The 22,647-nt window shown below is 68.9% G+C and carries 23 protein-coding genes; 14 read left to right on the top strand and 9 right to left on the bottom strand.

What is annotated here, in order from left to right; all coding sequences use genetic code 11:
- The first annotated feature begins 53 nt into the window (after window positions 1-53).
- Entirely contained in the window at window positions 54-434 is a 381-nt protein-coding gene (locus HY049_09340) for a DUF167 domain-containing protein (protein MBI3449105.1), read from the top strand.
- A gap of 37 nt (window positions 435-471) precedes the next feature.
- Complete coding sequence (locus tag HY049_09335) at window positions 472-765, top strand: hypothetical protein (protein MBI3449104.1); 294 nt, start codon at window positions 472-474, stop codon at window positions 763-765.
- Here HY049_09335 and HY049_09330 read toward each other — a convergent pair.
- A complete protein-coding gene (locus HY049_09330; protein MBI3449103.1) occupies window positions 755-1,141 on the bottom strand; it encodes a hypothetical protein in 387 nt (128 codons plus the stop codon). The genes HY049_09335 and HY049_09330 overlap by 11 nt on opposite strands.
- A gap of 34 nt (window positions 1,142-1,175) precedes the next feature.
- On the opposite strand from HY049_09330, the gene HY049_09325 reads away from it, so the two are divergent.
- Genes HY049_09325 through HY049_09315 form a run of 3 tightly spaced genes read left to right on the top strand, consistent with a single transcriptional unit; the run spans window position 1,176 to window position 5,018 of the window.
- Window positions 1,176-2,411, top strand: coding sequence for an ABC transporter permease (locus HY049_09325; GenBank protein MBI3449102.1), 1,236 nt, complete (start codon window positions 1,176-1,178; stop codon window positions 2,409-2,411).
- 49 nt (window positions 2,412-2,460) lie between these two features.
- Complete coding sequence (locus HY049_09320; protein ID MBI3449101.1) at window positions 2,461-4,074, top strand: ABC transporter substrate-binding protein; 1,614 nt, start codon at window positions 2,461-2,463, stop codon at window positions 4,072-4,074.
- Window positions 4,074-5,018, top strand: coding sequence for an ABC transporter permease (locus tag HY049_09315; protein ID MBI3449100.1), 945 nt, complete (start codon window positions 4,074-4,076; stop codon window positions 5,016-5,018). The genes HY049_09320 and HY049_09315 overlap by 1 nt, the downstream gene beginning before the upstream one ends.
- 25 nt (window positions 5,019-5,043) lie before the next feature.
- On the opposite strand, the gene HY049_09310 is transcribed toward HY049_09315, so the two are convergent.
- From HY049_09310 to HY049_09300, 3 genes are all read right to left on the bottom strand, one after another.
- Complete coding sequence (locus tag HY049_09310; protein MBI3449099.1) at window positions 5,044-5,616, bottom strand: hypothetical protein; 573 nt, start codon at window positions 5,614-5,616, stop codon at window positions 5,044-5,046.
- 49 nt (window positions 5,617-5,665) lie between these two features.
- Complete coding sequence (locus HY049_09305) at window positions 5,666-5,863, bottom strand: hypothetical protein (GenBank protein MBI3449098.1); 198 nt, start codon at window positions 5,861-5,863, stop codon at window positions 5,666-5,668.
- Between the two features lie 86 nt (window positions 5,864-5,949).
- Window positions 5,950-7,041 carry a Rieske 2Fe-2S domain-containing protein gene (locus HY049_09300; protein ID MBI3449097.1) on the bottom strand — a complete coding sequence of 364 codons (1,092 nt, stop codon included), beginning with the start codon at window positions 7,039-7,041 and terminating at the stop codon, window positions 5,950-5,952.
- 30 nt (window positions 7,042-7,071) lie between these two features.
- Here HY049_09300 and HY049_09295 point away from each other — a divergent pair, with 30 nt between their 5' ends.
- From HY049_09295 to HY049_09275, 5 genes are all read left to right on the top strand, one after another.
- Window positions 7,072-8,388 carry an amino acid permease gene (locus HY049_09295; protein ID MBI3449096.1) on the top strand — a complete coding sequence of 439 codons (1,317 nt, stop codon included), beginning with the start codon at window positions 7,072-7,074 and terminating at the stop codon, window positions 8,386-8,388.
- Window positions 8,389-8,403: 15 nt separating this feature from the next.
- On the top strand, window positions 8,404-9,504 hold the full coding sequence (rlmN, locus tag HY049_09290) for a 23S rRNA (adenine(2503)-C(2))-methyltransferase RlmN (GenBank protein MBI3449095.1): 1,101 nt from the start codon (window positions 8,404-8,406) through the stop codon (window positions 9,502-9,504).
- Complete coding sequence (locus HY049_09285) at window positions 9,501-10,274, top strand: 3-oxoacyl-ACP reductase FabG (protein ID MBI3449094.1); 774 nt, start codon at window positions 9,501-9,503, stop codon at window positions 10,272-10,274. Before rlmN ends, HY049_09285 begins: the two co-directional genes overlap by 4 nt.
- Before the next feature lie 70 nt (window positions 10,275-10,344).
- Complete coding sequence (locus HY049_09280; protein ID MBI3449093.1) at window positions 10,345-11,781, top strand: trypsin-like peptidase domain-containing protein; 1,437 nt, start codon at window positions 10,345-10,347, stop codon at window positions 11,779-11,781.
- The gene (locus HY049_09275; GenBank protein MBI3449092.1) at window positions 11,778-13,265 is read left to right on the top strand and encodes a PDZ domain-containing protein; all 1,488 of its coding nucleotides are present in this window, start codon (window positions 11,778-11,780) and stop codon (window positions 13,263-13,265) included. Before HY049_09280 ends, HY049_09275 begins: the two co-directional genes overlap by 4 nt.
- Before the next feature lie 24 nt (window positions 13,266-13,289).
- Here HY049_09275 and HY049_09270 read toward each other — a convergent pair whose 3' ends face one another.
- From HY049_09270 to HY049_09260, 3 genes are read right to left on the bottom strand one after another with little or no spacing between them, the layout of a single operon-like run.
- Window positions 13,290-14,267, bottom strand: a complete 978-nt coding sequence (locus HY049_09270) for a proline dehydrogenase family protein (protein MBI3449091.1) — start codon at window positions 14,265-14,267, stop codon at window positions 13,290-13,292.
- A gap of 17 nt (window positions 14,268-14,284) precedes the next feature.
- Window positions 14,285-15,070 carry a bifunctional hydroxymethylpyrimidine kinase/phosphomethylpyrimidine kinase gene (gene thiD / locus HY049_09265; GenBank protein ID MBI3449090.1) on the bottom strand — a complete coding sequence of 262 codons (786 nt, stop codon included), beginning with the start codon at window positions 15,068-15,070 and terminating at the stop codon, window positions 14,285-14,287.
- A complete protein-coding gene (locus tag HY049_09260; protein MBI3449089.1) occupies window positions 15,067-15,699 on the bottom strand; it encodes a thiamine phosphate synthase in 633 nt (210 codons plus the stop codon). The genes thiD and HY049_09260 overlap by 4 nt, the downstream gene beginning before the upstream one ends.
- Before the next feature lie 97 nt (window positions 15,700-15,796).
- Here HY049_09260 and HY049_09255 point away from each other — a divergent pair, with 97 nt between their 5' ends.
- The gene (locus HY049_09255; protein ID MBI3449088.1) at window positions 15,797-16,558 is read left to right on the top strand and encodes a menaquinone biosynthesis protein; all 762 of its coding nucleotides are present in this window, start codon (window positions 15,797-15,799) and stop codon (window positions 16,556-16,558) included.
- On the opposite strand, the gene HY049_09250 is transcribed toward HY049_09255, so the two are convergent.
- Window positions 16,551-16,772, bottom strand: coding sequence for a hypothetical protein (locus HY049_09250; GenBank protein MBI3449087.1), 222 nt, complete (start codon window positions 16,770-16,772; stop codon window positions 16,551-16,553). The genes HY049_09255 and HY049_09250 overlap by 8 nt on opposite strands.
- Before the next feature lie 323 nt (window positions 16,773-17,095).
- Between HY049_09250 and HY049_09245 the strand changes: the two genes are divergently transcribed.
- The 3 genes from HY049_09245 to HY049_09235 all read left to right on the top strand — a co-directional run bounded on the left by HY049_09245 (window position 17,096) and on the right by HY049_09235 (window position 19,958).
- The gene (locus HY049_09245; protein MBI3449086.1) at window positions 17,096-17,911 is read left to right on the top strand and encodes a helix-turn-helix domain-containing protein; all 816 of its coding nucleotides are present in this window, start codon (window positions 17,096-17,098) and stop codon (window positions 17,909-17,911) included.
- Between the two features lie 411 nt (window positions 17,912-18,322).
- Entirely contained in the window at window positions 18,323-18,562 is a 240-nt protein-coding gene (locus HY049_09240; GenBank protein MBI3449085.1) for a hypothetical protein, read from the top strand.
- Window positions 18,563-18,569: 7 nt separating this feature from the next.
- Window positions 18,570-19,958: a sigma-54-dependent Fis family transcriptional regulator gene (locus HY049_09235; GenBank protein MBI3449084.1), complete on the top strand. Its 1,389-nt coding sequence runs from the start codon at window positions 18,570-18,572 to the stop codon at window positions 19,956-19,958.
- A 597-nt stretch (window positions 19,959-20,555) separates the two neighbouring features.
- Here the strand turns inward: HY049_09235 and HY049_09230 are convergent.
- The gene (locus tag HY049_09230) at window positions 20,556-22,634 is read right to left on the bottom strand and encodes an efflux RND transporter periplasmic adaptor subunit (GenBank protein MBI3449083.1); all 2,079 of its coding nucleotides are present in this window, start codon (window positions 22,632-22,634) and stop codon (window positions 20,556-20,558) included.
- Window positions 22,635-22,647 lie beyond the last annotated feature (13 nt).

Genomic DNA, 22,647 nt, shown 5'->3' with positions numbered 1-22,647 from the left:
CGCGGGGGACCACGCGCACCGCCCCGAGCTGTCTCCCGGCGGATAGACTCGCGATGGAGCGAGCGGCGCATGGAGAGGAGATCGGGTCGTTCGCGCGAAGGGAGGGGCGCGCCGTGATCGCAGCCGAGATTTCGCTCGTGGACATCCCCGGGGGATGTCGTCTCAGAGTGTCGGTCAGGGCGGGAGGGCGGGCCGACGCCATCGCGGGGCCACACGCCGGAGCGCTCAAGCTCTCCGTCGTCGCGGCCCCCGAGAGGGGGCGCGCGAACCGGGCGGTCGTCGAGCTGCTCGCCTCGGCGCTCGGGCTTCCGCGCTCCGCCGTGACGATTGCGTCGGGACACACCTCGCCGGTGAAGGCGATCCGCGTCGAGGGAATCGACTCGGCGAACGCGCTCGTGCGGCTCGACGCGGCCCGCACCCGAACCATCGGCTAGACTCCCCCTGCCACGACGCCATGCGGAGGTCCACGAGATGGGTGACGCGCCGAAGAGCGCCTATGAGATCGCGATGGAACGACTGCGCGCGCAGGACAGGACGTCCGGCACCACCGCGCGCAAGCTGACGGCGGCGCAGAAGGATCAGATCGCCGAGATCCGGAGGTTCTACGAGGCGAAGCTCGCCGAGCGGGAGATTCTCTACAAGGGGGAGCGCCTCAAGGTGGAGGACGATGCCGAGAAGCTCCGGGCGACCGAGGCGGGGTACGCCACGGATCGGCGCCGGCTGGAGTCGGATCGCGACTCGAAGATCGCGAGGATCAGGGAGTGACCGCGGGGACTCGGGCGCGCGCCAGAGGGCTGTAGAGCCACACCGCCGGGGGGACGTCCCCGGAGGGTCTGACTCCCGCCCGGCGCGCCATGCGAAGCGCCGCGCGCGCGGAGCCCGTCTCCCCTGGAAGCGTCACGATCGCGGCCCCGCCGGCCTCGACCACGAATCCTTCCCGCTCCAGGTCGACTCCTTCCGGAACGACGACATGCCGGCCCGATCTCTCGAGAAGGGTGGCCCCCGCGACGAACGCCGCCTCCAGAACGAGCCGCGGGCGATCGTCGGGCCGGATCGTCCTCACGCGCCCGCGGCTACGGCTCGCCGCGAGGCGCCCGGCGAGGATCGAGATCCCGGCAGCCAGGTCCGGATCCGGTGGCAACCGGCTGCCTTCGCACGCGAGGATTCGGTCGCCCATGCGCAGGCAGACGACGAGGCCCGTGGGCTCGGCCGGCCACTCGGGGGGCGGTGGCTCGTCGCGCGGCCCGGCCGGACGATCCTCCGTTCCGGGAAGATCGACGGGCGATCCGATCGGTTCTCCCGCCGCGTCGGCGTACGCGCGGCGCGCCAGGGCGAGAAGCGTCGCGGCTTCGCCGGAAGCGACGAAGGCGCGGTATGGACCCTCGTCGAGGTCGCCCGACGACTCCCCGGCGACGGCTCTCTGCGGCGGGGCCGCGCCGATTGATCGGGCCTCGCCCCTGTGTTGGAATGCGCGCCGTCCGTCGCGCGGCGTTGAACACGATCGTCCGCGCCGCCGGCGCGGGGAGGTCGCCCACTTGGGATGGCGGTGGTTCTGGCGCAGCCCCTCGACCGTCGTTGGCGCGATCGTGGTGGGCCTCGCGGTTCTCGTCGCCCTCGCGGCCGTCGCCTGGGGTGAAACCGGGTCGACTCTCACTCGGCTGAAGCTGACCCAGGATCCCCTGCTCGTCGACAAGGACGTGAAGCCGCCGTCCGCGCCCGACGCCCGCCATTATCTCGGGACCGACGACCAGGGACGTGATGTCCTCAGTCGTCTGCTCCACGGAGCGCGCGTCTCGCTGACCGTCGGCTTCATCGCGGAGGCGATAGCCTTCGCACTCGGGCTGCTCGTGGGCGTCACGGCCGGCTACTCGGGCGGAAGGATCGACGCGCTGCTGATGCGATCCGCCGACGTGCTCCTCGCCTTCCCGTTACCCCTCCTCGCGATGGGCGCCGTGGCCGTGTTCGACTCGCCGAGCCTGACGCTGGTCTTCATGGTGCTCGGCCTGATGGGGTGGGGCGGCATCGCAAGGCTTGTTCGGGCCGAGATCCAATCGCTGCGCCGGCGCGAGTTCGCCGACGCGGCGCGGGCGCTCGGCGCGCGGGGAGTGCGCATCGCGTTCGTCCACCTTCTGCCGAACGCGCTCGCTCCGGCCCTCGTCGCCGCGACGGTGGGCGTCGCGGGCAACATCCTCACCGAATCGTGGCTCTCGTTCCTCGGCCTGGGGGCCCAGTCTCCGGATCTGTCGTGGGGACGGATGATCCTCGAGGGGAAGTTGTTCCTGCCCGCCAAGCCATGGCTCTGCATCTACCCGGGAATCGCCCTCGCCATCACGGTCGGCGGGCTGATGCTCCTGGCCGACGGACTTCGCGATCGGCTCGATCCGCGGAGCCGCGGCGGCACGTGGGCGTGATCGTGCGAAGCATTCGTCCGGCGCGCGCGTCGCGCCGCAGGGAGGTTTCATGAGAGCAAGATCGTCATGGGAGCGGGCGGCGATTCCCGCCCTCCTCGCAACGCTGAGTCTCCTGGCTCCCGCGCTCGCCAGCGCCGCGGACAACGGGTATCTCCGCTACCGGATGCCGAGGGAGCCGAACACGCTCGACCCGTCCATGGCGATCAACGAGAACGCGGCTCTCTACGCGGTGAACCTGTTCGACGGGCTCGTCGAGTACAACCCCGAGGGGACGAAGGTCGTGCCCGCCGTCGCCCAGGCCTGGACGGAATCGCCGGATCATCGGACGTACACGTTTCACCTGCGTCCGGGCGTGAAGTTTCACAACGGCCGCGATGTCGTCGCCGCCGACGTCGTCTTCTCGCTCCGGCGCATCTTCGATCCCGCCGTCGCGTCCCCCTTGCGGTCGTTCCTCGACATGATCGACGGATCGGCGGACTTCGCGGCGGAGAAGTCCGCCGACCTCCGCGGCGTGCGGGCGCCTGACCCGCGCACGGTCGTGATCACACTCGAGTACCCCTACCCGCCGTTCCTCTCGGTCCTCGCGAGCCAGGCCGGCAACATCCTTCCGGCCGAAGTCTACAGCGACCCCGCCAAGACCTATCTCGATCACCCGGTCGGGTGCGGCCCCTTCCGGTTCGAGTCGAAGGAGCGGGGCGTGTCCCTCACGCTCTCGGCCTTCCGCGATCACTGGAAGGGTCCGCCGGGAATCCCCGGAATCGTCTTTCGGTACCTGCCCGATGTCGGAACTGCCTTTCTCGAGTTCAAGGCAGGGAATCTCGACTACGACAACGAGGCCCCACCGGGACAGCGTGAGGAGATAGGCGCGAACATGAAGGAGAGTTACCACAAGTGGATGCGGCTCGCGACGTCGTTCCTCGCGTTCAATTTCGATTCGGGGGCGTTCAAGTCGAACGCGGCGCTCCGCCGCGCCATCGGTTTCGCGATCGATCGCGAGCGGATCGCCGGCGTGCTGCAGGAGGGAAAGGACATTCCGGCGACCCGTCTGCTGCCTCCTGGACTCTCCACCGCCGGGAACGAGCCGGGACCGTACCGGTACGATCCGGTGCAGGCGAAGAAACTTCTCGCCGAGGCCGGTTACCCCGAGGGAAAGGGGCTGCCCGACATCACCATGGTGACGTCGAACAATACGGGGATCGTGCGCTACTCGGAGGCGATTCAGGCGGATCTCGCGGCCGTCGGGATCCGGTTGAAGTTGAAGCCGATGGAGTTCGCAGCGTACCAGGCGGCCGTCGAGGGGACCAAGGAGACGGGGATGCCGGCCGACCTCATCGTCCAGATCTGGTTCGCGGACTATCTGGATCCCGACGCCTTCTTCCGCCCCCTCCTGCACACGTCGTCGTTCGGCTCGGGCGGGAACTACGGCCGCTACAGCAATCCGGAGATCGACAAGCTCCTCGATTCGGGACGCCGCGAGACCGATCCGGCGAAGCGCACCCTCATCTACCGGAAGGTCGAAGACATCGCGCTCGCCGACGCGGGCCTCTTGCCAATCTATTTCTACTTCGATGACGCGCTTGTGGGCCCGAAGGTCCGGGGCTTCGTCCCGAGTCAGCTCGGGGACTACGCCGCGAGCCTCGAGCTGCTGCACCTGGATCGCTGATGAGATCTGCGGCCATGCGGGTCATGCAAATTGTCCCCGCTCTCTGGGCCTCGGCGACGCTCGTCTGGGTGTTCATGTTCATCATCCCCGGAGATCCGGCGCGGCTTCTCTCGGGGCAGTCGGCCGACCCCGAAGTATTGAAGCAGGTGCGGGCCGAGTGGGGTCTCGACCGGCCGCCGCTGGAGAGGTACCTGGCGTACCTGCGCAAGCTGGCGTCAGGCGATCTCGGCCGCTCGTACGTTCAAAGAAGACCGGTGGTGGAAATCCTGCGCGAGGCGCTCGGCCGGACCGTCGTCCTCGCGATCTCGGCGACGGCCATCGCCATCACGGCGGGGATCCTGCTGGGCGCGCTCGCGGCCTCGAAGCGCGGCGCCATCGGCGGAATCGTGGGCACTTTCACCACGGTCGGGCTGTCGCTCCCGACCTTCTGGCTCGGGCTGATGCTGATGATCTTCTTCGCGGCGAACCTCGGGTGGTTTCCCATCTCCGGGATGGGCGAGCGCATGGCGATCATGGGGCTGGATTTCCCCTCGCCACGCCATCTCGCGCTCCCCGCGCTGACGCTGGCGATCTTTCCGGCCTCGATGGTCGCCCGCGTCACGCGCGCGAGCCTTCTCGAGCAGAAGGGCTCCGGGTACCTGCGGGCCGCGCGGGCGCGGGGCCTCTCGCCCTCCGCGATCCTATGGCGCCACGCGTTTCCCAACGCGCTGGGCCCCGCGCTCACCCTCGCGGGGCTCGTTCTCGCCAGCCTCCTTGGCGGCGCGGTCGCCACCGAGATGATCTTCGCCTGGCCGGGAATCGGCCGAGCCATCTTCGACGCGCTGGGCGATCGCGATCTCCCGGTCGTCGAGGGGGGCGTGCTCCTCCTGACAACCATTTTCCTGGTCGTGAACTTCGCCGTCGATCTCGTCCACGCGTCCCTCGACCCAAGGGCCAGATCCTAGCGAAGCTCTCGCGACGGCCGCGCGCTCACGCGTCCGCGAGACCGCGGGCCGCGAGAACCAGCCACCACGTCCCCACGACGCGGAAGACCCACAGGGTGTTTCCGACGCCGAGCAGCGAGAGATTGTGGATGGGAAACGGGCACCGCAGAGGGGGCGCGGGTTTCCGCACCGCGAGGTAACCGAGGGAGGTCGTCACGACCGTGAGGGCGACGGCGAGCCGGAACTGGATGCCGTTCGCCTGTGGCGGGATGAACGGGCGGCCGAGCGCGACCGCCGACGTGCCCGCCAGGAGCAGGATCAGCGGGATGAAGATCCCCGCGCCGATCGGGAGCCTGAACCGTTCGAGGAACGTGAAGAACCGTCCCAGCCGGGCCTCGTGATCCCCCGGGCACGCCCGAAACGTCCTCTCGCGCGCCGAAACGACGACGGCGATCTCGATCGCGGATGGAGACGCGAGCCGGCCGCACCAGAGGCATCGCCGACCCGCGTGGCGCTCGGCCCACGGAGCGGCGCACAGCCGGTGCATCAGCATGATCGGGATTCCGACGGCGAGGGATGGGCCCGGCCCGAGCGGCTGCTGGAGGTAGAGGAAGAGCACCAGCGGGATGAACGCGAAGAGGAGCGCGCCCTGCGTCGCGATCCGGATCTCAGTGCCCGTTGTTGCACACCTCCGCGCAGGTCTTGACGTGCGCGCCGGAAACGCAGAGCACGTCGGCGGAACAGTTGACGCTGCTGCAGAGCTGTCCGGAGCACTTCGGGAGCTTGTCGAAGATCATCGAGGCGTACGCCATCGACGCGGCGCCCACGGCGAGAAGGACGACAGCTGCAGCCAGTGTTTTTCTCATCGGGTCTCCTCCGTCCGATCGGTTGTGGAGCCTGAAATGTACCGCGGGGCCGCCCCCCGCTCAACCACCCCACGCGATGGATCGATTCAGCCGCCGACCGTGCCTTGAAGGCAGCCGGCCAGGAGCCGGTGGAAATGGTGGACTCCCGCCTCCCGCCGCACGGAGAACCGTCCGCGCGCGTAGCGCTGCGAGGCGAGGCCGCGCTGCACCGCCTCGCAGATGCCGATGTCCTCCTGCTGGATCTCGTCGCTGAACTCGACGGTGCGGCGCAGAGCCTCCCGCGTCGCGACGGCGTCCGGCTCGCGGAAGAACCATTCGAAGACGGTCCGCGTCCGATCGGGACCGACCGGCAGGATCAGGTTCGTCGAAAAGTTGTCCGGGTATACGTTGATCATGAGATTCGGAAAGATCCAGAAGTAGAGAGCCGTGTCCCCCGGCTCGCCGCTCGAGGCGAAGCGCCGCGCGAGATCCCCGCTGCGGCGAAGCGGCGCGATCTGCCGGGAGGAGGCCCGGTAGACTTCCGTGCGATACGCGGCATAGTCGATCTCGCGGTAGAGGGACGGGTGCACGACCGGGATGTGGTATCCCTCGAGGTAGTTGTCGACGTACACCTTCCAGTTGCACTCGACGGTGTACTCGCGCCTCTCGACCGGGACCATCGAGGCCATGTCGACGCCGGCGGTCCGCCCGGCGACGTCCGAGAGCCAGTCCTCGAGCGGCTCCGCGCTGCCGTCGAGGTTCACGAAGACGAGCGGCCCCCAGGTCGAGGCCCGGAACCGGGGGAGGCGGATTGAGGCGCGGTCGAACTCCTCCACCCCCTCGAACTCCGGCGTGTTCAGCAGCCGCCCGTCCAGACCCCAGGTCCAGCCGTGGTAGCCGCACTGGAAGGATCGGCGGCACCCCTCGCCTCGCGCGACCGGTCCGGCCCGGTGGCGGCAGACGTTCGAGAAAGCCCGCAGGGTCGCCTCGCCGTCGCGCACGACGACGGTGGGCTCGCGCGCGATGGTGGCGGTGAAGTACGAGCCGGGCGAGGCGACCTTCGACGTCAGCCCGGTGAGCTGCCACGTCGTGCCGAAGACGCGCTCCTCCTCGCGGCGGAGGATCGCGGGATCGGTGTACCACTCCGCCGGGATCGTGGAAGCCTTCGCGAGGCTCGCGTCGACCGGTTCGCCGGGCATGCGGGCGGATCGTACCACGTATACTGCCGCATGCCCGCCGTCTCCCTGCGCCGGTCCCTCAGCCTGACCGACGTCACGCTCCTGAACGTCGGCACCATGGTGGGCTCCGGGATTTTCCTGACGTCGGCGGCCATCGCCCGCGACCTCGATGGATCGCTCCTCCACCTCGCCGTGTGGGTCCTCGGGGGCCTCTTCTCCGTGCTCGGCGCGCTCGTGCTGGCGGAGCTCGGCGCGATGTTTCCCGAGGCGGGCGGCATCTACGTCTACCTCGCCCGGACCTTCGGACCGATCTGGGGCTTCCTGTACGGCTGGGCCCTCTTCCTCGCGATCCAGTGCGGGGCGATCGCCGCCGTCGCGGTCGCGGCGGCCACGTACCTGCGCGTTTTCGTGTCGATGACGGACATCGAGGTGCGTCTCGTCGCGGTGATCAGCATCGCCGGCCTCACGTGGATCAACGCCCGCGCCGTGTCGCTGGGGGCCCTCGTCTCGAACGTCCTCACCGTGGCCAAGGTCTCGGCCCTCGTGCTGCTCGTCGCGCTCGCCCTGGGCTCCGGGCGCGCCGCCCATTTCTCGCCGGTGCTGCCGACCGGCTCCGCGCTGTCGCTCCTCGCCCCATTCGGCGTCGCGCTCATGGCGGCGATGTGGTGCTACGACGGATGGATTCACGTCACGTTCGTGGCGGGCGAGGTGCGCGATCCGGGCAGAAACATCCCTCGCGCCGCGATGGCTTCGACGCTGATCGTGGTGGCGCTGTACCTGGGTCTCAACGCCGCCTACCTCGCCACGCTGGGGGCGCACGGCATGGCGGCCTCCGACCTGGTCGCCGCCGAGACGGCCCGCGCGGCGATCGGCCCGGCCGGCGCCCTCTTCGTCTCGGCCCTGGTCATCGTGTCGTGCCTCGGCGCCAACAACGGCTTCATCATGGCGGGGGCGCGCGTTTACTACGCGATGGCCCGGGACGGTTACTTCCTCCGGAAGATCGCCGACGTGGACCCCGATCGGGCGACGCCGGCCGCCTCGCTCATCGCGCAGGGAATCTGGTCGTGCGTCCTGGTCTTCAGCGGGCGCTACGACGAGATCTTCACTTACGTCATGTTCGTGGAGTTCGTCTTCTACGGGCTGGCGGCGGTGGCCGTCCTGGTCCTCAGGCGGAGGGATCCCGGCGCGCCGCGCCCGTACCGGACGCTCGGTTATCCCTGGACGCCGATCGCGTTCATCGTTTTCTCCGCCGGGCTCCTCGCCGCGACGATCGCGGCCTCGCCGAGGGAGGCCGCGATCGGCACGGCGCTCACGCTCGCCGGGTTGCCCGCGTTTCTCTGGTGGAGGAAGCAGGCCGCCGGTGGGTGATAGAATCGCAGGCTCATGAAGAGAAACCCCGCGTCAACCCGCCGCGCGGAGCCCTCGGCGCCGCGCAGGCCGTCGCTCATCGGCAGATCGCTCGAAGAGATCGAGGCGACCCTCGCCTCCCTCGGCGAGCCCGCCTACCGTGGGCGCCAGATCTACTCGTGGATCTACGCGCGCCGGGCCCTGACCTTCGACGAGATGACGAACATCCCGGCCTCCCTCCGCGCGCGGCTCGCCGGGAGCTTCGACATCGGGCGCGCCGCCGTCGCCCGGGTGGAGGCGTCGGCGGACGGGACGCGCAAGTTCCTGCTCCAGGTCCAGGGGGCCCGCGTCGAGGCCGTCTACATCCCGGAGCCGCGGCGCATCACGTTCTGCCTTTCCTCGCAGGCAGGGTGCGCCCTCGACTGCAGCTTCTGCCTGACGGCGAAGCTCGGCCTCGTCCGCCATCTCAAGGCGGGGGAGATCGTCTCCCAGGCCCTGCAGCTCCTCGACGAGCGGGGGGACGATCCGCGGCCGGTCAACGTCGTCTTCATGGGGATGGGTGAGCCGCTCCACAACTACGACGAGGTGATGAAGGCCTTTCGCGTCCTCGCCGGCGCCGGCGGCGTGGGGATCTCCGCGAAGCGAATCACGCTGTCGACGGCCGGGATGGTGCCGGCCATCCGGCGCCTGGCCGCCGAGGCGCTCCGGCCGAAGCTCGCGATCTCCCTCAACGCCACCACCGACGAGATCCGATCGCGGATCATGCCGATCAACAGGAAGCACCCGATCGACGAGCTCCTCGCCGCGACCGCCGAGTTCCCGCTCGCTCCGCGCGAGCGCGTGACCTTCGAGTACGTGATGCTCGACGGGATCAACGCGACGCTCGACGACGCCGCGCGCCTCGCGGCCCTGGTGAGGAAGCACCGGCTGCGGGCGAAGGTGAACCTGATCCCGTGGAACCCGGGGGAGGGATTCGAGTACCGCGCACCCGACATGGGGCTCGTGAAGGAGTTCCGGGACACCCTCATCGAGGCGGGCGTGCCGTGCTCCATCCGCAAGAACCGGGGAAGGGACATCTCCGCCGCCTGCGGCCAGCTCGCGCTCGTCGAGCACGTCGCGCCCGAGGCCGCAAGGTGACGCGCGACCTTCGCATCGATCTGGCCGGACGCTGCGCGCTCGTCACGGGGGGCTCGAGGGGGATCGGGCGCGCGTGCTGCCTCATGCTCGCGCGCGCCGGCGCCCGCGTTGCGGTCAACTACCGCGCGAACGAGGCCGCCGCGCGCGAGGTCGTGAGGGCGATCGCCGCGGAGGGGGGCGCCGCCTCCGCGCTGAGGGCCGACGTCGCCGAAGCCGGCGAGGCCGCCCGGATGGTCGAGGATGCGGCGCGGCTGTGGGGCCGGCTCGACATCGTCGTCAACAACGCCGCCATCTGGACCGACGGGCCCATCGAGTCGCTCCGGGATGACGTGCTGACCGAAACGATTGGCGTCAACCTTCTCGGCTCGTTCTACGTGACGCGGGCCGCGGTCCCCCATCTCGGCCGCTCTCCCTCGGGAGGGCGTATCATCTTTATAGCCTCCACGGCCGGGCAGCGGGGTGAATCGGAACATTCGCACTATGCGGCGTCGAAGGGGGCGCTCATCGCCCTCACGAAATCGCTCGCCCCCGAGCTGGCTCCCCGGAGAATCCTCGTCAACTGCGTCGCCCCCGGATGGGTCGACACGGACATGAACGACCGCCCGTTCGCGGGTGGCGGGAGGGCGCGCATCGAGGCGGGAATTCCGCTCGGGCGCGTCGGCACCGCAGACGAGATCGCCGGGGCCGTCGCCTTTCTCGCCTCGGACTACGCGACCTTCATCACCGGCGAGATCCTGAACGTGAACGGCGGCGCGGTCCTGTGCGGTTGACGGCGCGGCGCGGCCGCCCGCCGATCCGTGTGATAGGGTTGGGGTCGGTCGGTGTGCCGCCGAGAATCCCATGGAAAAAAACCTCTCCCGAGTCGCGCCGCTCCTCCGCGGCCTCGCCGCCCTCGCGCTGATCGCGTGCGCCGCCCCGCGCGGCGCAGCGGCCGGGGGGTACCAGAAGGTCGTCTACCGCGCGCGGGATCGCGTCCTCCCCTCTCTCGTCCATATCCAGCCGATCCTCGAGGTCTACCGCGCCGGCAAGCAGGAGAAGCTCGCCGTGACCGGCTCGGGGGTCATCATCTCCCCTGAGGGGTACGTGATGACGAACAGCCACGTCGTCGAGAACGCGCAGCGCGTCACGTGCACCCTGAGCACGCGGCAGGAGGTCGAGGCGACGGTGATCGGAATCGACCCGCTCTCCGACCTCGCGATTCTCAAGTTCGATCGATCCGCGGTCACGGAGGACCTCCCGGTCGCCGAGCTCGGCAATTCCGACAGGCTTCAGGTTGGCGAAATCGTCATGGCGCTCGGAAGCCCGCTGGGGCTCGCGCGATCCCTGACCCTCGGCGTCGTCTCGAGCCTGAACCGCTACTTCCCCGAGGATCAGCTCCCTTCCGGCGCGATCACCGGCCAGTACAACACCTGGATTCAGACCGACGCGGCGATCAATCCCGGCAACTCGGGGGGCCCGCTCGTGAACCTCCGCGGCGAGGTCGTCGGAATCAACGCGCGCGCGATCACGATCGTCGGCGAGAGCCTCGGCTTCGCGATCCCGATCAACCTCGCGAAGGAGGTCAGCCGGCAGCTCATCGCGAACGGGGGAATCTCCCGATCGTGGATCGGCGTCACGTGGCAGGAGCTCCAGCCCCTGGCGGGGTACCTCGACGTGCCCCCGGAGCGCGGGGCGGTCGTCGCGAGCGTCGCCGGCGGCTCACCCGCCTCCGACGCAGGGTTGCGGGCCGGGGACGTCGTGCTCACGTTCGGAGAGCACGGGGTCTCCGCCCGGTTCGAGGAGGACATCCCCCGGGTCGAGAAGCTGATCGCCGACACGCCCGTCGGCTCGGTCGTCGACGTGGTCTACCTCCGGAACGGAAAACACGGGTGGACCCAGGTCTCGACGCGCGAGCGCCCGAGGGTCGACGCGAAGCAGGTCGAGTGCCGGGAGTGGGGCTTCACGGCGCAGGAGATCACCGAGGAGACCGCGAGAGCGCTCAAGCTCGACGACCGGAAGGGCGTGCTCGTCTCCGGCGTGCGCGAGGATTCCTTCGCGGACGACGCGGGGCTCCGTCACGGGGACATCCTCAAGACGCTCGAGTCGAAGGAGGTCGACGGACTCGACGCCTTCCGCTCGCTGTGCCGATCACTCGGGGACGCGCGGACGGAGCGCATCCTCGCCGAGGTCCGCCGCGGGCACGTCGTCTACTACCACCTCCTGAAGCCGGTCTACAAGAAAGAGGAATCCAGGCTGCCGGCGCCGGGCGAGCCCGCCGGCGGTGGGGGCCGCCGATGAGGCGCGCCCGGACGCACGGGGCCCCGCGTCCGCGCCTCGCGATCGCCGTCGCCGTCGCCGTCGCCGCGAGCGCGACGCTCGCAGCCGCCGCGGAGCCTGCGACGCTCAGGGAGATCTACAACGATGCGAAGGGGCGCGTCGTCGGCATCACCTATTCACTCCGCCAGATGGAGAGCGAGACGGGGCTCGAGGGGCCGAAGGCCAACGGCGCCGTCTGCGGGCTGGTGGTGGACGCGCGCGGCCTCATCGTCGTTCCGGGGGACATCTTCCCGGAGGCCGGCGGGGAGCCGCGGGAGACGCTGGTCCCCGGCGAGTTCAAGCTCCACCTCGACGCCGATCGAACGTATGCGGCGGAGGCGGTGGGAATCGATCGCACGCTGAACCTCGCCTACCTTCGCGCCGAGAGCACGGCGCTTCCGGAGCTGCGCCCGGTGCGCTTCCGCGAGGGGGCGGCGCTGTCCATCGGCGATCCGGTGGTCGTCGTGGGGGTTCTCGGCCGCAAGTACGGCTTTACCCCCTCGGTCTTCCAGACGGTCGTCAACTCCGCGGCCAGGGCGACGACGCCGCTCTTCGGCGTCGACACGATTCTCCAGGACCTCTCGGTCGGAGGCCTCGTCGTCCGGCCCGACGGCACCGCCATCGGCCTGATTGCCAAGGACGTTCTCGTCGAAGATCTCGATCAGAATCGATCGCCCGGCAACCTCCTCTCGATCATCGCGAACATGGGCCAGGCCCAGAGCCGCCGCCCCGGTTACGCGATGGTGATGCCCTACGGAGCCTTCGCGAAGTCGCTCGCCGCGCCCCCGCCGCTCGACCTGGCCCGCGACGTGAAGCACGCGTGGATCGGCATCGTGATGCAGGCGCTCTCCGAGGACCTTCGCGACTACTGGAAGCTCCCCGTCACCGGCGGCATCATCGTGGGCGCCGTCGTGGAAGGCTCACCGGCGCAGGCGGCCGGCCTGAACCCCGGCGACATCCTGACGTCGCTCGACGGGCAGCCGTTGAAGATCAATCTCGACGCCCAGCTCGCGGACTTCCGCCGCCGCATCGAGATCCTGGGCGTCGGGCACGCCACCGACATCGATCTCTGGCGCGCCGGGCGTCCGATGCACGTGAGCCTGATGCTCGGCGAGGCGCCGAAGACGGCCTCCCGCGCCGCCGAGTACAAGGACGAGGATTTCGGGCTCACGGTCCGCGAGATCACGATCGACGTGCAGCAGGCGCTCAATCTCGACCCCAACGTCGACGGGGTCGTCGTGTCGGATCTGGAGGAGTCGGGATGGTCCGACGTCGCGGGGCTCACGCCCGACGACGTCATCGTGTCGGTCAACGGCGTGACCGTGAAGACCGTGGAGGAGATGGGCGCGGCCCTCGCGGACGTGAAGCACCGGCGCGACGGGCAGGCGGTCTTCTTCGTGATGCGCCCGCCGGACACCCTCTTCATCCGGGTGAAGACCGATTTCGGGAGAGCCGGACGGGACTGATCCGGCGGGCTGCGGCGACGGGCGTCATCGAATCCGGAGCAGGTTCTTCACGACGAGGCTGGCCATCTCGGGATTGTGCTCGAGCCGCCTCAGGCAGTACTGGTACCAGTGCCTCCCGTACGGCACGTAGAGCCGGACCTTCAAGCCCATCTTCATCAGCTCCTCCTGAAGCCCCGCGCGCGGGACGCCGAGGAGCATCTGCACTTCGAACGCCTCGGGGCCTTTCCCCAGCTCGCGCGCGAGCGCCAGGGCCCGCCGGATCACCCGCTCGTCGTGCGTCGCCAATCCGACGTACTGGCCGTTCTCCCACATCGTCCGCAGCAGCCCGAGCAGCCGCGACTTCATCGAGTCCTTGTCCGGGAACGCGATCGCCTCGCTCTCGCGGTAAATGCCGATGCACAGCCTCACGTTCGGCCTCAGGGGCGACAGCGCGGCGACGTCGGCCGGCGTGCGGAACAGGCGTGACTGGAGGACGATGCCGATCCGCGGGTGGCGCCCCGCGAACTTCCGGTAGAACCCCAGCGTCGAATCGACGGTCGTGTGATCCTCCATGTCGAACCGGACGAACTGGTTCACCGACGCCGCCTTCCGGAGGAGCACTTCGAGATTCCTCGCGCACAAGGCGTCGTCGATTCCCTGTCCCAGCGCCGAGAGCTTGACGGAGATGTTCGCGTACTCGCACCCCGCGAGATCCTCGAGGGCCGAGACGTACTCGTCGAGGAAGGCGGCCGTCTCACCCGCATGGGTCACCGCCTCGCCGAGGACGTCGACCGTGCTGCAGAGCCCTCGATCGGCGCGAAGCCGGTGGACGAGCGCCATGGCCTCGCCGCGCGTCTCACCCGCGATGTAGGGGGCGGCGAGGCGCCGCACGATGGGCTTCGGCGCCAGCTTGACCAGCCGGCTCCTCGCGCGCTGCAGGAGCGACCGTTTGTCGAGGCGAGGGGGAGCGGGCGGCGCCGGCGCCTCCCGGGGTTCCGTCTCGATGCCTGGCGGCGTCGTCAAGAGGCGACTCTCCGGGCTCAGGCGATCGCGGGAACGTGGTGGAGCGGGCCGTCCCCCTTGCCAATCTTGTAGGGATGGTTGACCGCCCTGGCGACGTACCGCTTCGCCTCGTCCACGGCCTCGGGAAGCGCGGTCCCGCGGGCGAGGAGGCAAGCGACCGCGGTCGCGAAGGTGCAGCCGACGCCGTGCGTGTTCGTCGTGGGGATCATCGTCGAGTCGTAGAGGGAGAACTTCCGCCCGTCGTAAAGGATGTCGATCGCGCGCGGCCCGAGATGCCCCCCCGTGACCACCGCGGCCCGGGCCCCGGCCTTGACGAGCGCGCGCGCCGCCTCCTTCATCGATCGCACGTCGGTGGCCCGCGCGCCCGTGAGCGCGGAGGCCTCCTCCATGTTCGGCGTCACGACCGCGGCGAGCGGAAAGATCTTCTCCCGGAGGACCGAGATCGCCTTCTTCTCCAGGAGAGACGTCCCGCTCGTGGAGCGAAGCACCGGATCGACCACGACGTTCTCCAGCCGGAGCGTGTGGATCAGGCTCGCGACGATGGTGGCCGCGCGGGCGGTCCCGAGCATGCCGACCTTGACCGCGTGGATATCGATGTCGGAGTGAAGTGACTCGATCTGCTGCGCGATGAACTCCATCGGCAGGTCATAGATGGCCTGGATCCCGGTCGTGTTCTGCGCGGTCACCGACGTGATCACGCCCACGCCGTAGTGCCCGAAGGCGGCGATCGTCTTCAGATCGGCCGCCACACCCGCGCCGGCCGAAGGATCCCAGCCCGCGATGCTCATCACGGTGCGATTCATTCATCTCCTCCGCGGACCCGCCGAACCTCGGCCCGGATCCCGGCGATGCGCTCCGCCCGATCGGGCGCGAGCGCGATGCCGGAAATCATCCCGATGCCGGCGACCGGCAGTCCGGCGACCTCCGCCACGTTGTCGATGGTGATGCCTCCCAGCGCGAAGACGGGCAACCGCACCGCGTCGAGCACGCCGGCCAGCGCGGCGAGGCCCACCGGCGCGCCGTACCGTCTCTTCGAAGGAGTGTCGAAGACCGGGCCGAACGTGATGAAGTCGGCCCCCTGCCACTCCGCCTCCATCGCCTCCTCCACGCCGTGCGTCGAAACTCCAATCCGGATCCGCGACCCGCCTTTCCGTCGCACGTCGCGCGCGGCGAGGCCGTCGGCCGGGAGATGCGCGCCGCTCGCGCCGACCGCCATGGCGATGTCGAACCGCGAGCTCACGTACGTCTCCACCCCTCGAGGCGCCGCTGCCGCGATCACCTCGCGGGCCATCTCGATCCTCGCTCTCGCGCTCAGGTCCTTCTCCCGGATCTGCACCATGTCGACCCCGGCGCGGACGGCTGCGAGGATCGGCTCATGCGGCAACGCCCCCGGGGTCAGGCTCCTGTCGGAAATGTAGTAGAGTTTGAGCACCTGGGTTCCGGGCCGATCGGCGACGCCCGGGCGTCAGGATACCATCCCAAGAGGACGCTTTTCGACGGAGCCCGGCCTGAGCGTCGATCTCGCGTGCGTGTCGTTTCTCAACGCCCTGCCGTACGTCGAGGGGTTCCGGAAGCTCCCCGAGGCGGAGCGGCCGCGCGTCCTCCTCGATCCGCCGTTCCGCTGCGCGGAGCGGCTCGCACGGGGCGAGGTGACGGCGGCGCTCGTGCCATCGATCGAGTGGGCCAGACTCCCCGGCTCCCGCCGCGTGCATGATTTCGGCATCGCGTCGAGAGCGGAGGTGCGATCGGTCCTGCTGCTGTCGAAGCGGCCGCTCGATCGGCTGGCGGACGTCGCGGTCGACGCCAACTCGCGCACGAGCGTGGCGCTTCTGCGCCTTCTCCTCGCACGCGTCCACGGCGTCCGGCCCGCCTGTCACCCGATGGAGGCGAACCCCGACGTGATGCTCGGCCGGTGCGACGCGGCTCTGCTCATTGGGGATGCGGCGCTCGCGGCGAGGGTCCCGCGCGTCGAGGTGCACGACCTGGCGGCGATGTGGAATGCGTTCACGGGGATGCCGTTCGTCTTCGCGGTCTGGGCCGCGAACGACGAAGTCGGCGCGCGCCGCGCCGAGCCGGTTCTCGAGGCGGGCCTCGCGGCCGGGCTCGCCGGGCTCGAGGAATCGGCGGCGCGGGCCGCGTTCCGGCACGCGCTCAGCGCCGTTGAGATCCTCAGCTACCTGACGCGCAACATCCACTACCGGCTCGGACCCGACGAGGCAAAGAGCCTCGACGCATTCCTGGGGATGTGCCGCGATGAGGGCTGGATCGGCGCCCATTGGGCGGCTATTTGAGGAGCTTCCTGAGATCGTCTTCCAGTCGGGGGCTCTGGAGGAGAGCGTGCACCTCCTCCCGGCTGACGTGGCGCCCCATCAGTTTCACGAGGCTGCCGAGCCCCACGCTGCGACCGAAGAGCCTCTCGAGATCGCTCCGATCGGTCATCGAGCCGAGCAGATCCTGAATCTCATCCGGGCGAAATCGCGCGCGGATCGGCCTCGGTGCCGTCATGCCTCTCTCCTTCCGTGGCGGGTGGAGATTTCGCGATGGCGGCGGTCCCACCATCGCGAAGGAAGGTCGCAATCGTATCACTCCGATTCCCGGCCATCAACGCCCGGTCGCGGCGCGCGGGAATCCTGCAACGCTCACGCATTGAATCACTTCCACGCGACGGGTCGTCCAACGCGAAAAGCCACACCGGGCGAGGCCGGGGGCTCGCAAGATTCTTGGAGAATTCTATTGAAATCCAGCATGTCCCCAACTTATGATGTCCACGGAGTCAGTCATCACGACGACATTCTCGAACGACACACACGTCCCGCACCGAGGAGCAAATGAAAAGAACCCCCGTCGACGACAACGAAAAGCGCGACATCGGCGCCCGCATCAAGCGCCTGCGAAAAGAAGCAGGGCTCCGGCAGTGGCAGCTCGCGGAGCTCATCGGAGCGACGCAACCCGCCATCCACATGTACGAGCGCGGCGTCCTTCCCGAGCCGAAGAGGCTGCTGGAGCTCGCCAAGATCGGCAACACCACGGTCGAGTGGATTCTCACCGGCCGTCACTGGGAGAGCGGTTCCCCCGAGATGCCGCGCGTCCCGCGCGAGATCTACGAGCTCGCGTTCAAGTTCCGCGACTACAGCGAGGAAGATCGCGAGTCGCTCGGATCGGCCCTCGAGACGATCAACTCGACCGTCGAGGCGATCCAGAAAGCCGAGAAGGAGGACTTCGAGAAGCTGAGCATCGAGGAAATTGCGCAGCGCATCAAGGACTTCTCCCGTGAAACGCGCCGCGCGCTGAGCGCCGCACTCGAGATCCACTACGCGGTCTACAAGGCCCTGCTCGACCAGGGCGTGGATCGGATGAAGACGTCGACCCTCTATGACCAGGGGAAGGAATACGTCGAGGACGCCTCGGAAAGATCGGAGAAGGGCAAGGGACGGCGCCCCGTCTTCATGCGCGCGAACAGCCTCGAGGCCATCCGCGGTCACATCTTCAAGCTCGATGCGTCGCTCCTCGCCATCAACGACATCCTGCGCGACAAGGAACTCCGGAAGGAATTCGAGGAGAGCCTCACGAAGCTGTACGCCAAGCTCGAAGGCAAGCACAAGAAGTCGGCGCGCGCGCGCGGACGAAAAGTCGCCGCCCGCTGACCCTCGGTCGTCACCCCGGTATTCACCACGGCATGCCGCGACGGGCTCCCTCGAGCCCGTCGCGGCTTATTTCTGTCTAACCCCTTGACATGGCACGAAAACACGTCCATCTTGCCGACCGCGCTGACGATTGTTACGACGGAACCGACGAACAAGTACGGACACATCTGGCGGAGGCCGGGCGGATGGAAACGATTCTCATGGTGACGCTGATCCTTTCCTCACTCGTTCTGAGCGTCGGCCTCGGCGCCCTGCTCATCGCGGGATTCCTCGGGCTCGTCACGCGCTTCGTCGCCAAACAGCCCCTGCCCCGCTCCTGATTCGGTATTCCCGACTTCAGGTCAACTCCTTCTTGACATGCTCCGCATCTCCGGGGATATTCCCGCCGACTCATTCTCCGGGGGTAGGAGCATGGCTGTCGTCGAGCCGGATTCCGGTCCCGCGCCGGAAGGCGTTCATCGGGCGCTGCGCGCCGCGGCGCACGATCTCAACAACGTGCGATACCGGCTGACACTCCTGACCGACTCCTTCCACGACCGTCTCCAGGACCCGAAGGCCCGGGACGACGCCCGGGAGATGCTCCTGGACACGACGCGGCTTCTCGGCGACATCATCGATCGGCTGCGTCGAGCCGGCCGGAGCGGGGCCTGAACCGGGAATGACCCCACGCCGGAACTGCATCCTCATCATCGAGGACGACCCCTTCATTCGCCGGGAGTTGATCCGCGTCTTCGACTCGACCTACGAGGTGCTCGAGGCCGATGGCCGCGACCCGGCCCTCGAGATCCTCGGAGCGCGCGAGGTGGATGTCGTCCTCGTCGACATGCACCTGCCGCCGGACACCGAGACGATTGACGAGGGCCTGCGCGCGCTCGACGCGGTCCGGGCCCAGGCCCCGGAGACTCTCGTGCTCGCCATGAGCGGGGACGGGGACCGCGACACGTGCCTTCGCGCGGCCGAACGTGGGGCCTACGACTTCTTCACCAAGCCGATCGACTCCCGCGAGCTCCAGGTCATCGTGCGGCGCGCGCTCGATCGCCGCCGGATGGATCGCGACCTCACCCGCCTCCAGACCGAGCTCGAACGACGTTACGATTTCTCGGCGCTCGTCGGCCTGAGCCCGCCGATGGAGTGCCTCAAGGCATCCATCCGGAAGGTCGCCGACAGCACGGCGACCGTGATCATCCGGGGGGAGAGTGGAACGGGCAAGGAGCTCGTCGCCCGCGCCGTCCATTTCAACTCCCCCCGGCGCAAGAGCGCCTTCATCGCCCTGAACTGCTCCGCCCTGCCCGAAAACCTCGTCGAGGACGAGCTGTTCGGACACGAGAAGGGGGCGTTCACGGGCGCCGATCGCCGTCGCGAGGGACGCTTCGAGATGGCGCACGGGGGCACCCTGTTCCTCGACGAGATCGGGACGCTCACCCTCGCCGTGCAGGCCAAGCTGCTCCGTGTGCTGGAGTCACGGCGGTTCGAGCGCGTCGGCGGAAAGGAGACGATCACCGTCGACTTCCGTCTCGTCGCGGCGACCAACCAGGATCTCGAGGAGGACGTGGCCGCCCGCAAGTTCCGGCAGGACCTCTACTACCGGATCAACGTCGTGAGGCTCGATCTGCCCCCTCTCCGCGCGCGCGGATCCGACGTGGGGCTCCTCGCGGAGAAGTTCCTCGTCAGGTTCTGCCGCGACAACGGCGCGCCGGCCCGCCGGCTGACCGAGCCGGCGATCGCGTCCCTCCAGGCGTACGCCTGGCCGGGAAACGTCCGCGAGCTCGAGCACCTGATGGAAAGCCTCTCGCTGCTGGCCGATGGAGAGCAGATCGGCCCCGAGCAGCTTCCGGAGCACATCGTGCGCCGGACCCATTCGAATTCCGCCGCCGTCCCGTCCAGTGTCGGCGAGGGAATCCTCTGGGAGAGTCAGGTGGAGAACTTCGAGCGAGGGCTGCTCGAGGAGGCCCTCCGCCGCTCCGGCGGCGTCAAGACCGAGGCCGCCGCTCTGCTGGGTCTCAAGAAGGACCAGATGAAGTACCTCTGCCGGAAGTACAGCCTCTGAGCTGACTCCTCCCCCCGCTCGAGGAAAATCTTCTTGCCCCCGACGTGGACGAATTCCCCCGCCGAGGCCGGGCGGCCGGCGGAACGTGGCCGCCACCGCCGCGCCCCGCGACCCGCCAGCGGCTTCATCCTCCCGTCCGGCGGGCGATTCCAGCGCTCGCTCCGCCCGCGCGCACGGATGGACCTCGATTCGACAGAGCCTGGCACACGCGTTGCTCTACGAGAGAAGTGCAAGTCGAAGTGGAAAGGGAAGGACGAAGCAGACGGATGAGAGAGGCTGGACAAAGAAACATCTTGCCAGGGTCAACAGTTCGGGCGTAGTATCATCACGAATCGCGAATCAGGCTCGGAATGAAATGAACAAGACCAATTCTCGACTCGACTGACCGATCGTCGGTGAGAAAGTGAACGTCAACCGTCCCAGGGAAAGAGGAGAAACAGTCATGGCCGACAAGAAGACCGCCAAGCCGAAGGCTCAGAAGCTCGAGAAGAAGAACTCCCCGTACGTCGCGAAGACCCTCCAGGGGCCCGGCAAGCTCCCCGGCTGATCTCGACCCCGCCGTAGGGGCCGGCGCCGAACAGGCGCCGGCCCCACACCTCACCACCAGATTTTCCCCCGCAAGAGACGGCTTGCGAATCTCAGACCGCTTCCAAGCACGCTGGTCCGCTCCCCGAGAATCCTGGCGCGCGCCGACATCCCCGGGATGAGATCGCCGCCGAGGTTCGGCACACGGATTTCGACGTCGCGGGCCGCCCCGTCGCCGGGAATCCGGGCCACCGATCCCGCGAAGACGCTGCCCGGAAACGCCTCGTGCGAGAGCTCGACGGAAGCGCCTTCCTCGAACTCCGAGAGCTCGGCCTCCGGCAGCGTGACGACTCCCCGGAGCGCGACCCCCTCGGCGATCTCGCACCACTCCTCCCCTTCCCTCAGGAATCTCCCTTCGCGATCGCCGAGGCGGGCCGCGAGCACGATCCCCGCCACCGGGGCGCGGAGAACAAGATCGTTCTCGCGGCGGGCCAGTGTCTCGATCGCCGCGCCGCTTCGCGCCCAGGCATCGCGGCGGGCCAGCGCCTCCGCCGTGCGCCCTTCGGCCTCCGCTCGCCCCCACGCCACGCGGAGGAGATCCCTGTCGAGCCTCAGACCCTCGACCCGGGCGCGCAGATCGGAATTCTGGAGTCGCGCCAGCGGTTCGCCCGCCTCGACGCGCTCACCCTCGCGAACGAGCACGGCGGAGACGAAGCCCGCCACCTCCGCACGGACTCCGAGGCGCGCGACGGGCTGCAGGCGGGCGGTGCCGTGGACATGCACGCGGAAGATCGGGAGCGCCGCGACGACCAGTGCCGCCGAGGCCGCCACGGCGAGCGGCGCCCGCCACCCCGTGCGCCCGCCCGCCCCGCTCTCCTCGCGGACGCCGCGGATGAACCTCCGCGCCGAGCCGGACAGGGCGCGCGCAACACCCAGGGTCAGCGCCCCGGCGACGACCGCGCCGACGGCCGGCCCGGCGAGACGAGACGTGAGGAGATAGACGACCCAGGGGACCGCAACCGTCCAGGCGCCCTGATAGAGCCACGCGAGCGAGCCGAAGATGAAGTACACGCGACGCAACCGCACCGCCGGGCGCGGGTGCACGGGGGCGATCCGGAACACCTTCTCCCGGAGCAGGTCGCCGAGGTAGGCGAAGGATCTCGGCAGGAGGTTGGGCGCTTCCAGGATGTCGACGGCCATGTAGTAGCCGTCGAACGGCACGAGGGGGTTCCAGTTGAAGAAGAGCGTCATCGGCCCGCCCACGATCATCACGATCAGGGAGAGCTCGCTCGTCACCGAGCCGGGAACGGCGCCCCACCAGGCGAAGAATCCGAGAGCGGCGAGGATGAGCCCTGTGTAGCCGCCGCTGAGCGAGACCATCACGCGCTGAAACCGCGACGGCAGGAGATACGAGGCGGTCGTGTCGGTGTAGGCCCCGGGGAACTGGAAGTAGGCGAGCGCAAACCCCATTTCGGGAACCCGGCCGCCGAAGTACTTCAGCGTGAGACCGTGCGCCGCCTCGTGGATGGCGATCATGACGCCGCTCACCAGGTCGAAGACGAGCATCCGGCCGAAGAACCCGGAGGCGCCCCCGGCGACGGCGCTCGCCAGCATCCCGGAAAACGCCGGGCCCAGGTGGGCTCCCGTCGCGATCGATCCGATCCCCGCGGCCAGGATCAGCGCGATCGAGACGACGCAGAAGCTCCTCGACCAGAACCAGCGAAGCCTCCGGGCCATCACGCCGAGGAGACGATCGGGATCGAACGGCATGAGCTTCAGCAGGGCGAGGCTGCCGCTCACCATCCGACGACTGGAGGCGGCCGCGCGCTCGCGCTGCCGGAACTCTTCGAGGAGCTGCTCCGGCGAGAAGCTCGACGCCTCGACGAACCCCTCCCGGCGCAGCGAATCGACGAACTCCTCGAGGTCGGAGGTCTCGAGGGCCAGCCCCGTCCGCCGCTCGAACTCGGCGGCGATCCGCTCACTGTCCCGCGTGCCGTCGAGAAGCTCGAGGATGACCTGCTCGTCCTCGCCCAGCCGCAGGTAGGAGCCGGCGTCGGGATCCGCGACGACGTAGAAAATCTCGTCCTCGACCTGCCGCCGCACGATGAGGAGATTGCGCCGCTTTCGAGGCCGTTCACCGGGTGCGTTCACGGAGGCCTCCTGC

Source organism: Acidobacteriota bacterium, assembly GCA_016195325.1.
Taxonomy (GTDB): Bacteria; Acidobacteriota; Polarisedimenticolia; order JACPZX01; family JACPZX01; genus JACPZX01.
This window is presented reverse-complemented; position numbering and strand designations above follow the sequence as displayed.

Excerpts from the sequence above, each read along its gene's own strand:
- HY049_09340 (MBI3449105.1), top strand. The coding sequence starts at position 54 with ATGGAGCGAGCGGCGCATGGAGAGGAGATCGGGTCGTTCGCGCGAAGG.
- HY049_09335 (MBI3449104.1), top strand. The coding sequence starts at position 472 with ATGGGTGACGCGCCGAAGAGCGCCTATGAGATCGCGATGGAACGACTG.
- HY049_09325 (MBI3449102.1), top strand. The coding sequence starts at position 1,176 with ATGCGCAGGCAGACGACGAGGCCCGTGGGCTCGGCCGGCCACTCGGGG.
- HY049_09320 (MBI3449101.1), top strand. The coding sequence starts at position 2,461 with ATGAGAGCAAGATCGTCATGGGAGCGGGCGGCGATTCCCGCCCTCCTC.
- HY049_09315 (MBI3449100.1), top strand. The coding sequence starts at position 4,074 with ATGAGATCTGCGGCCATGCGGGTCATGCAAATTGTCCCCGCTCTCTGG.
- HY049_09305 (MBI3449098.1), bottom strand. The coding sequence starts at position 5,863 with ATGAGAAAAACACTGGCTGCAGCTGTCGTCCTTCTCGCCGTGGGCGCC.
- HY049_09300 (MBI3449097.1), bottom strand. The coding sequence starts at position 7,041 with ATGCCCGGCGAACCGGTCGACGCGAGCCTCGCGAAGGCTTCCACGATC.
- HY049_09295 (MBI3449096.1), top strand. The coding sequence starts at position 7,072 with ATGCCCGCCGTCTCCCTGCGCCGGTCCCTCAGCCTGACCGACGTCACG.
- rlmN (MBI3449095.1), top strand. The coding sequence starts at position 8,404 with ATGAAGAGAAACCCCGCGTCAACCCGCCGCGCGGAGCCCTCGGCGCCG.
- HY049_09280 (MBI3449093.1), top strand. The coding sequence starts at position 10,345 with ATGGAAAAAAACCTCTCCCGAGTCGCGCCGCTCCTCCGCGGCCTCGCC.
- HY049_09275 (MBI3449092.1), top strand. The coding sequence starts at position 11,778 with ATGAGGCGCGCCCGGACGCACGGGGCCCCGCGTCCGCGCCTCGCGATC.
- thiD (MBI3449090.1), bottom strand. The coding sequence starts at position 15,070 with ATGAATCGCACCGTGATGAGCATCGCGGGCTGGGATCCTTCGGCCGGC.
- HY049_09250 (MBI3449087.1), bottom strand. The coding sequence starts at position 16,772 with ATGACGGCACCGAGGCCGATCCGCGCGCGATTTCGCCCGGATGAGATT.
- HY049_09245 (MBI3449086.1), top strand. The coding sequence starts at position 17,096 with ATGAAAAGAACCCCCGTCGACGACAACGAAAAGCGCGACATCGGCGCC.
- HY049_09240 (MBI3449085.1), top strand. The coding sequence starts at position 18,323 with ATGGCTGTCGTCGAGCCGGATTCCGGTCCCGCGCCGGAAGGCGTTCAT.
- HY049_09235 (MBI3449084.1), top strand. The coding sequence starts at position 18,570 with ATGACCCCACGCCGGAACTGCATCCTCATCATCGAGGACGACCCCTTC.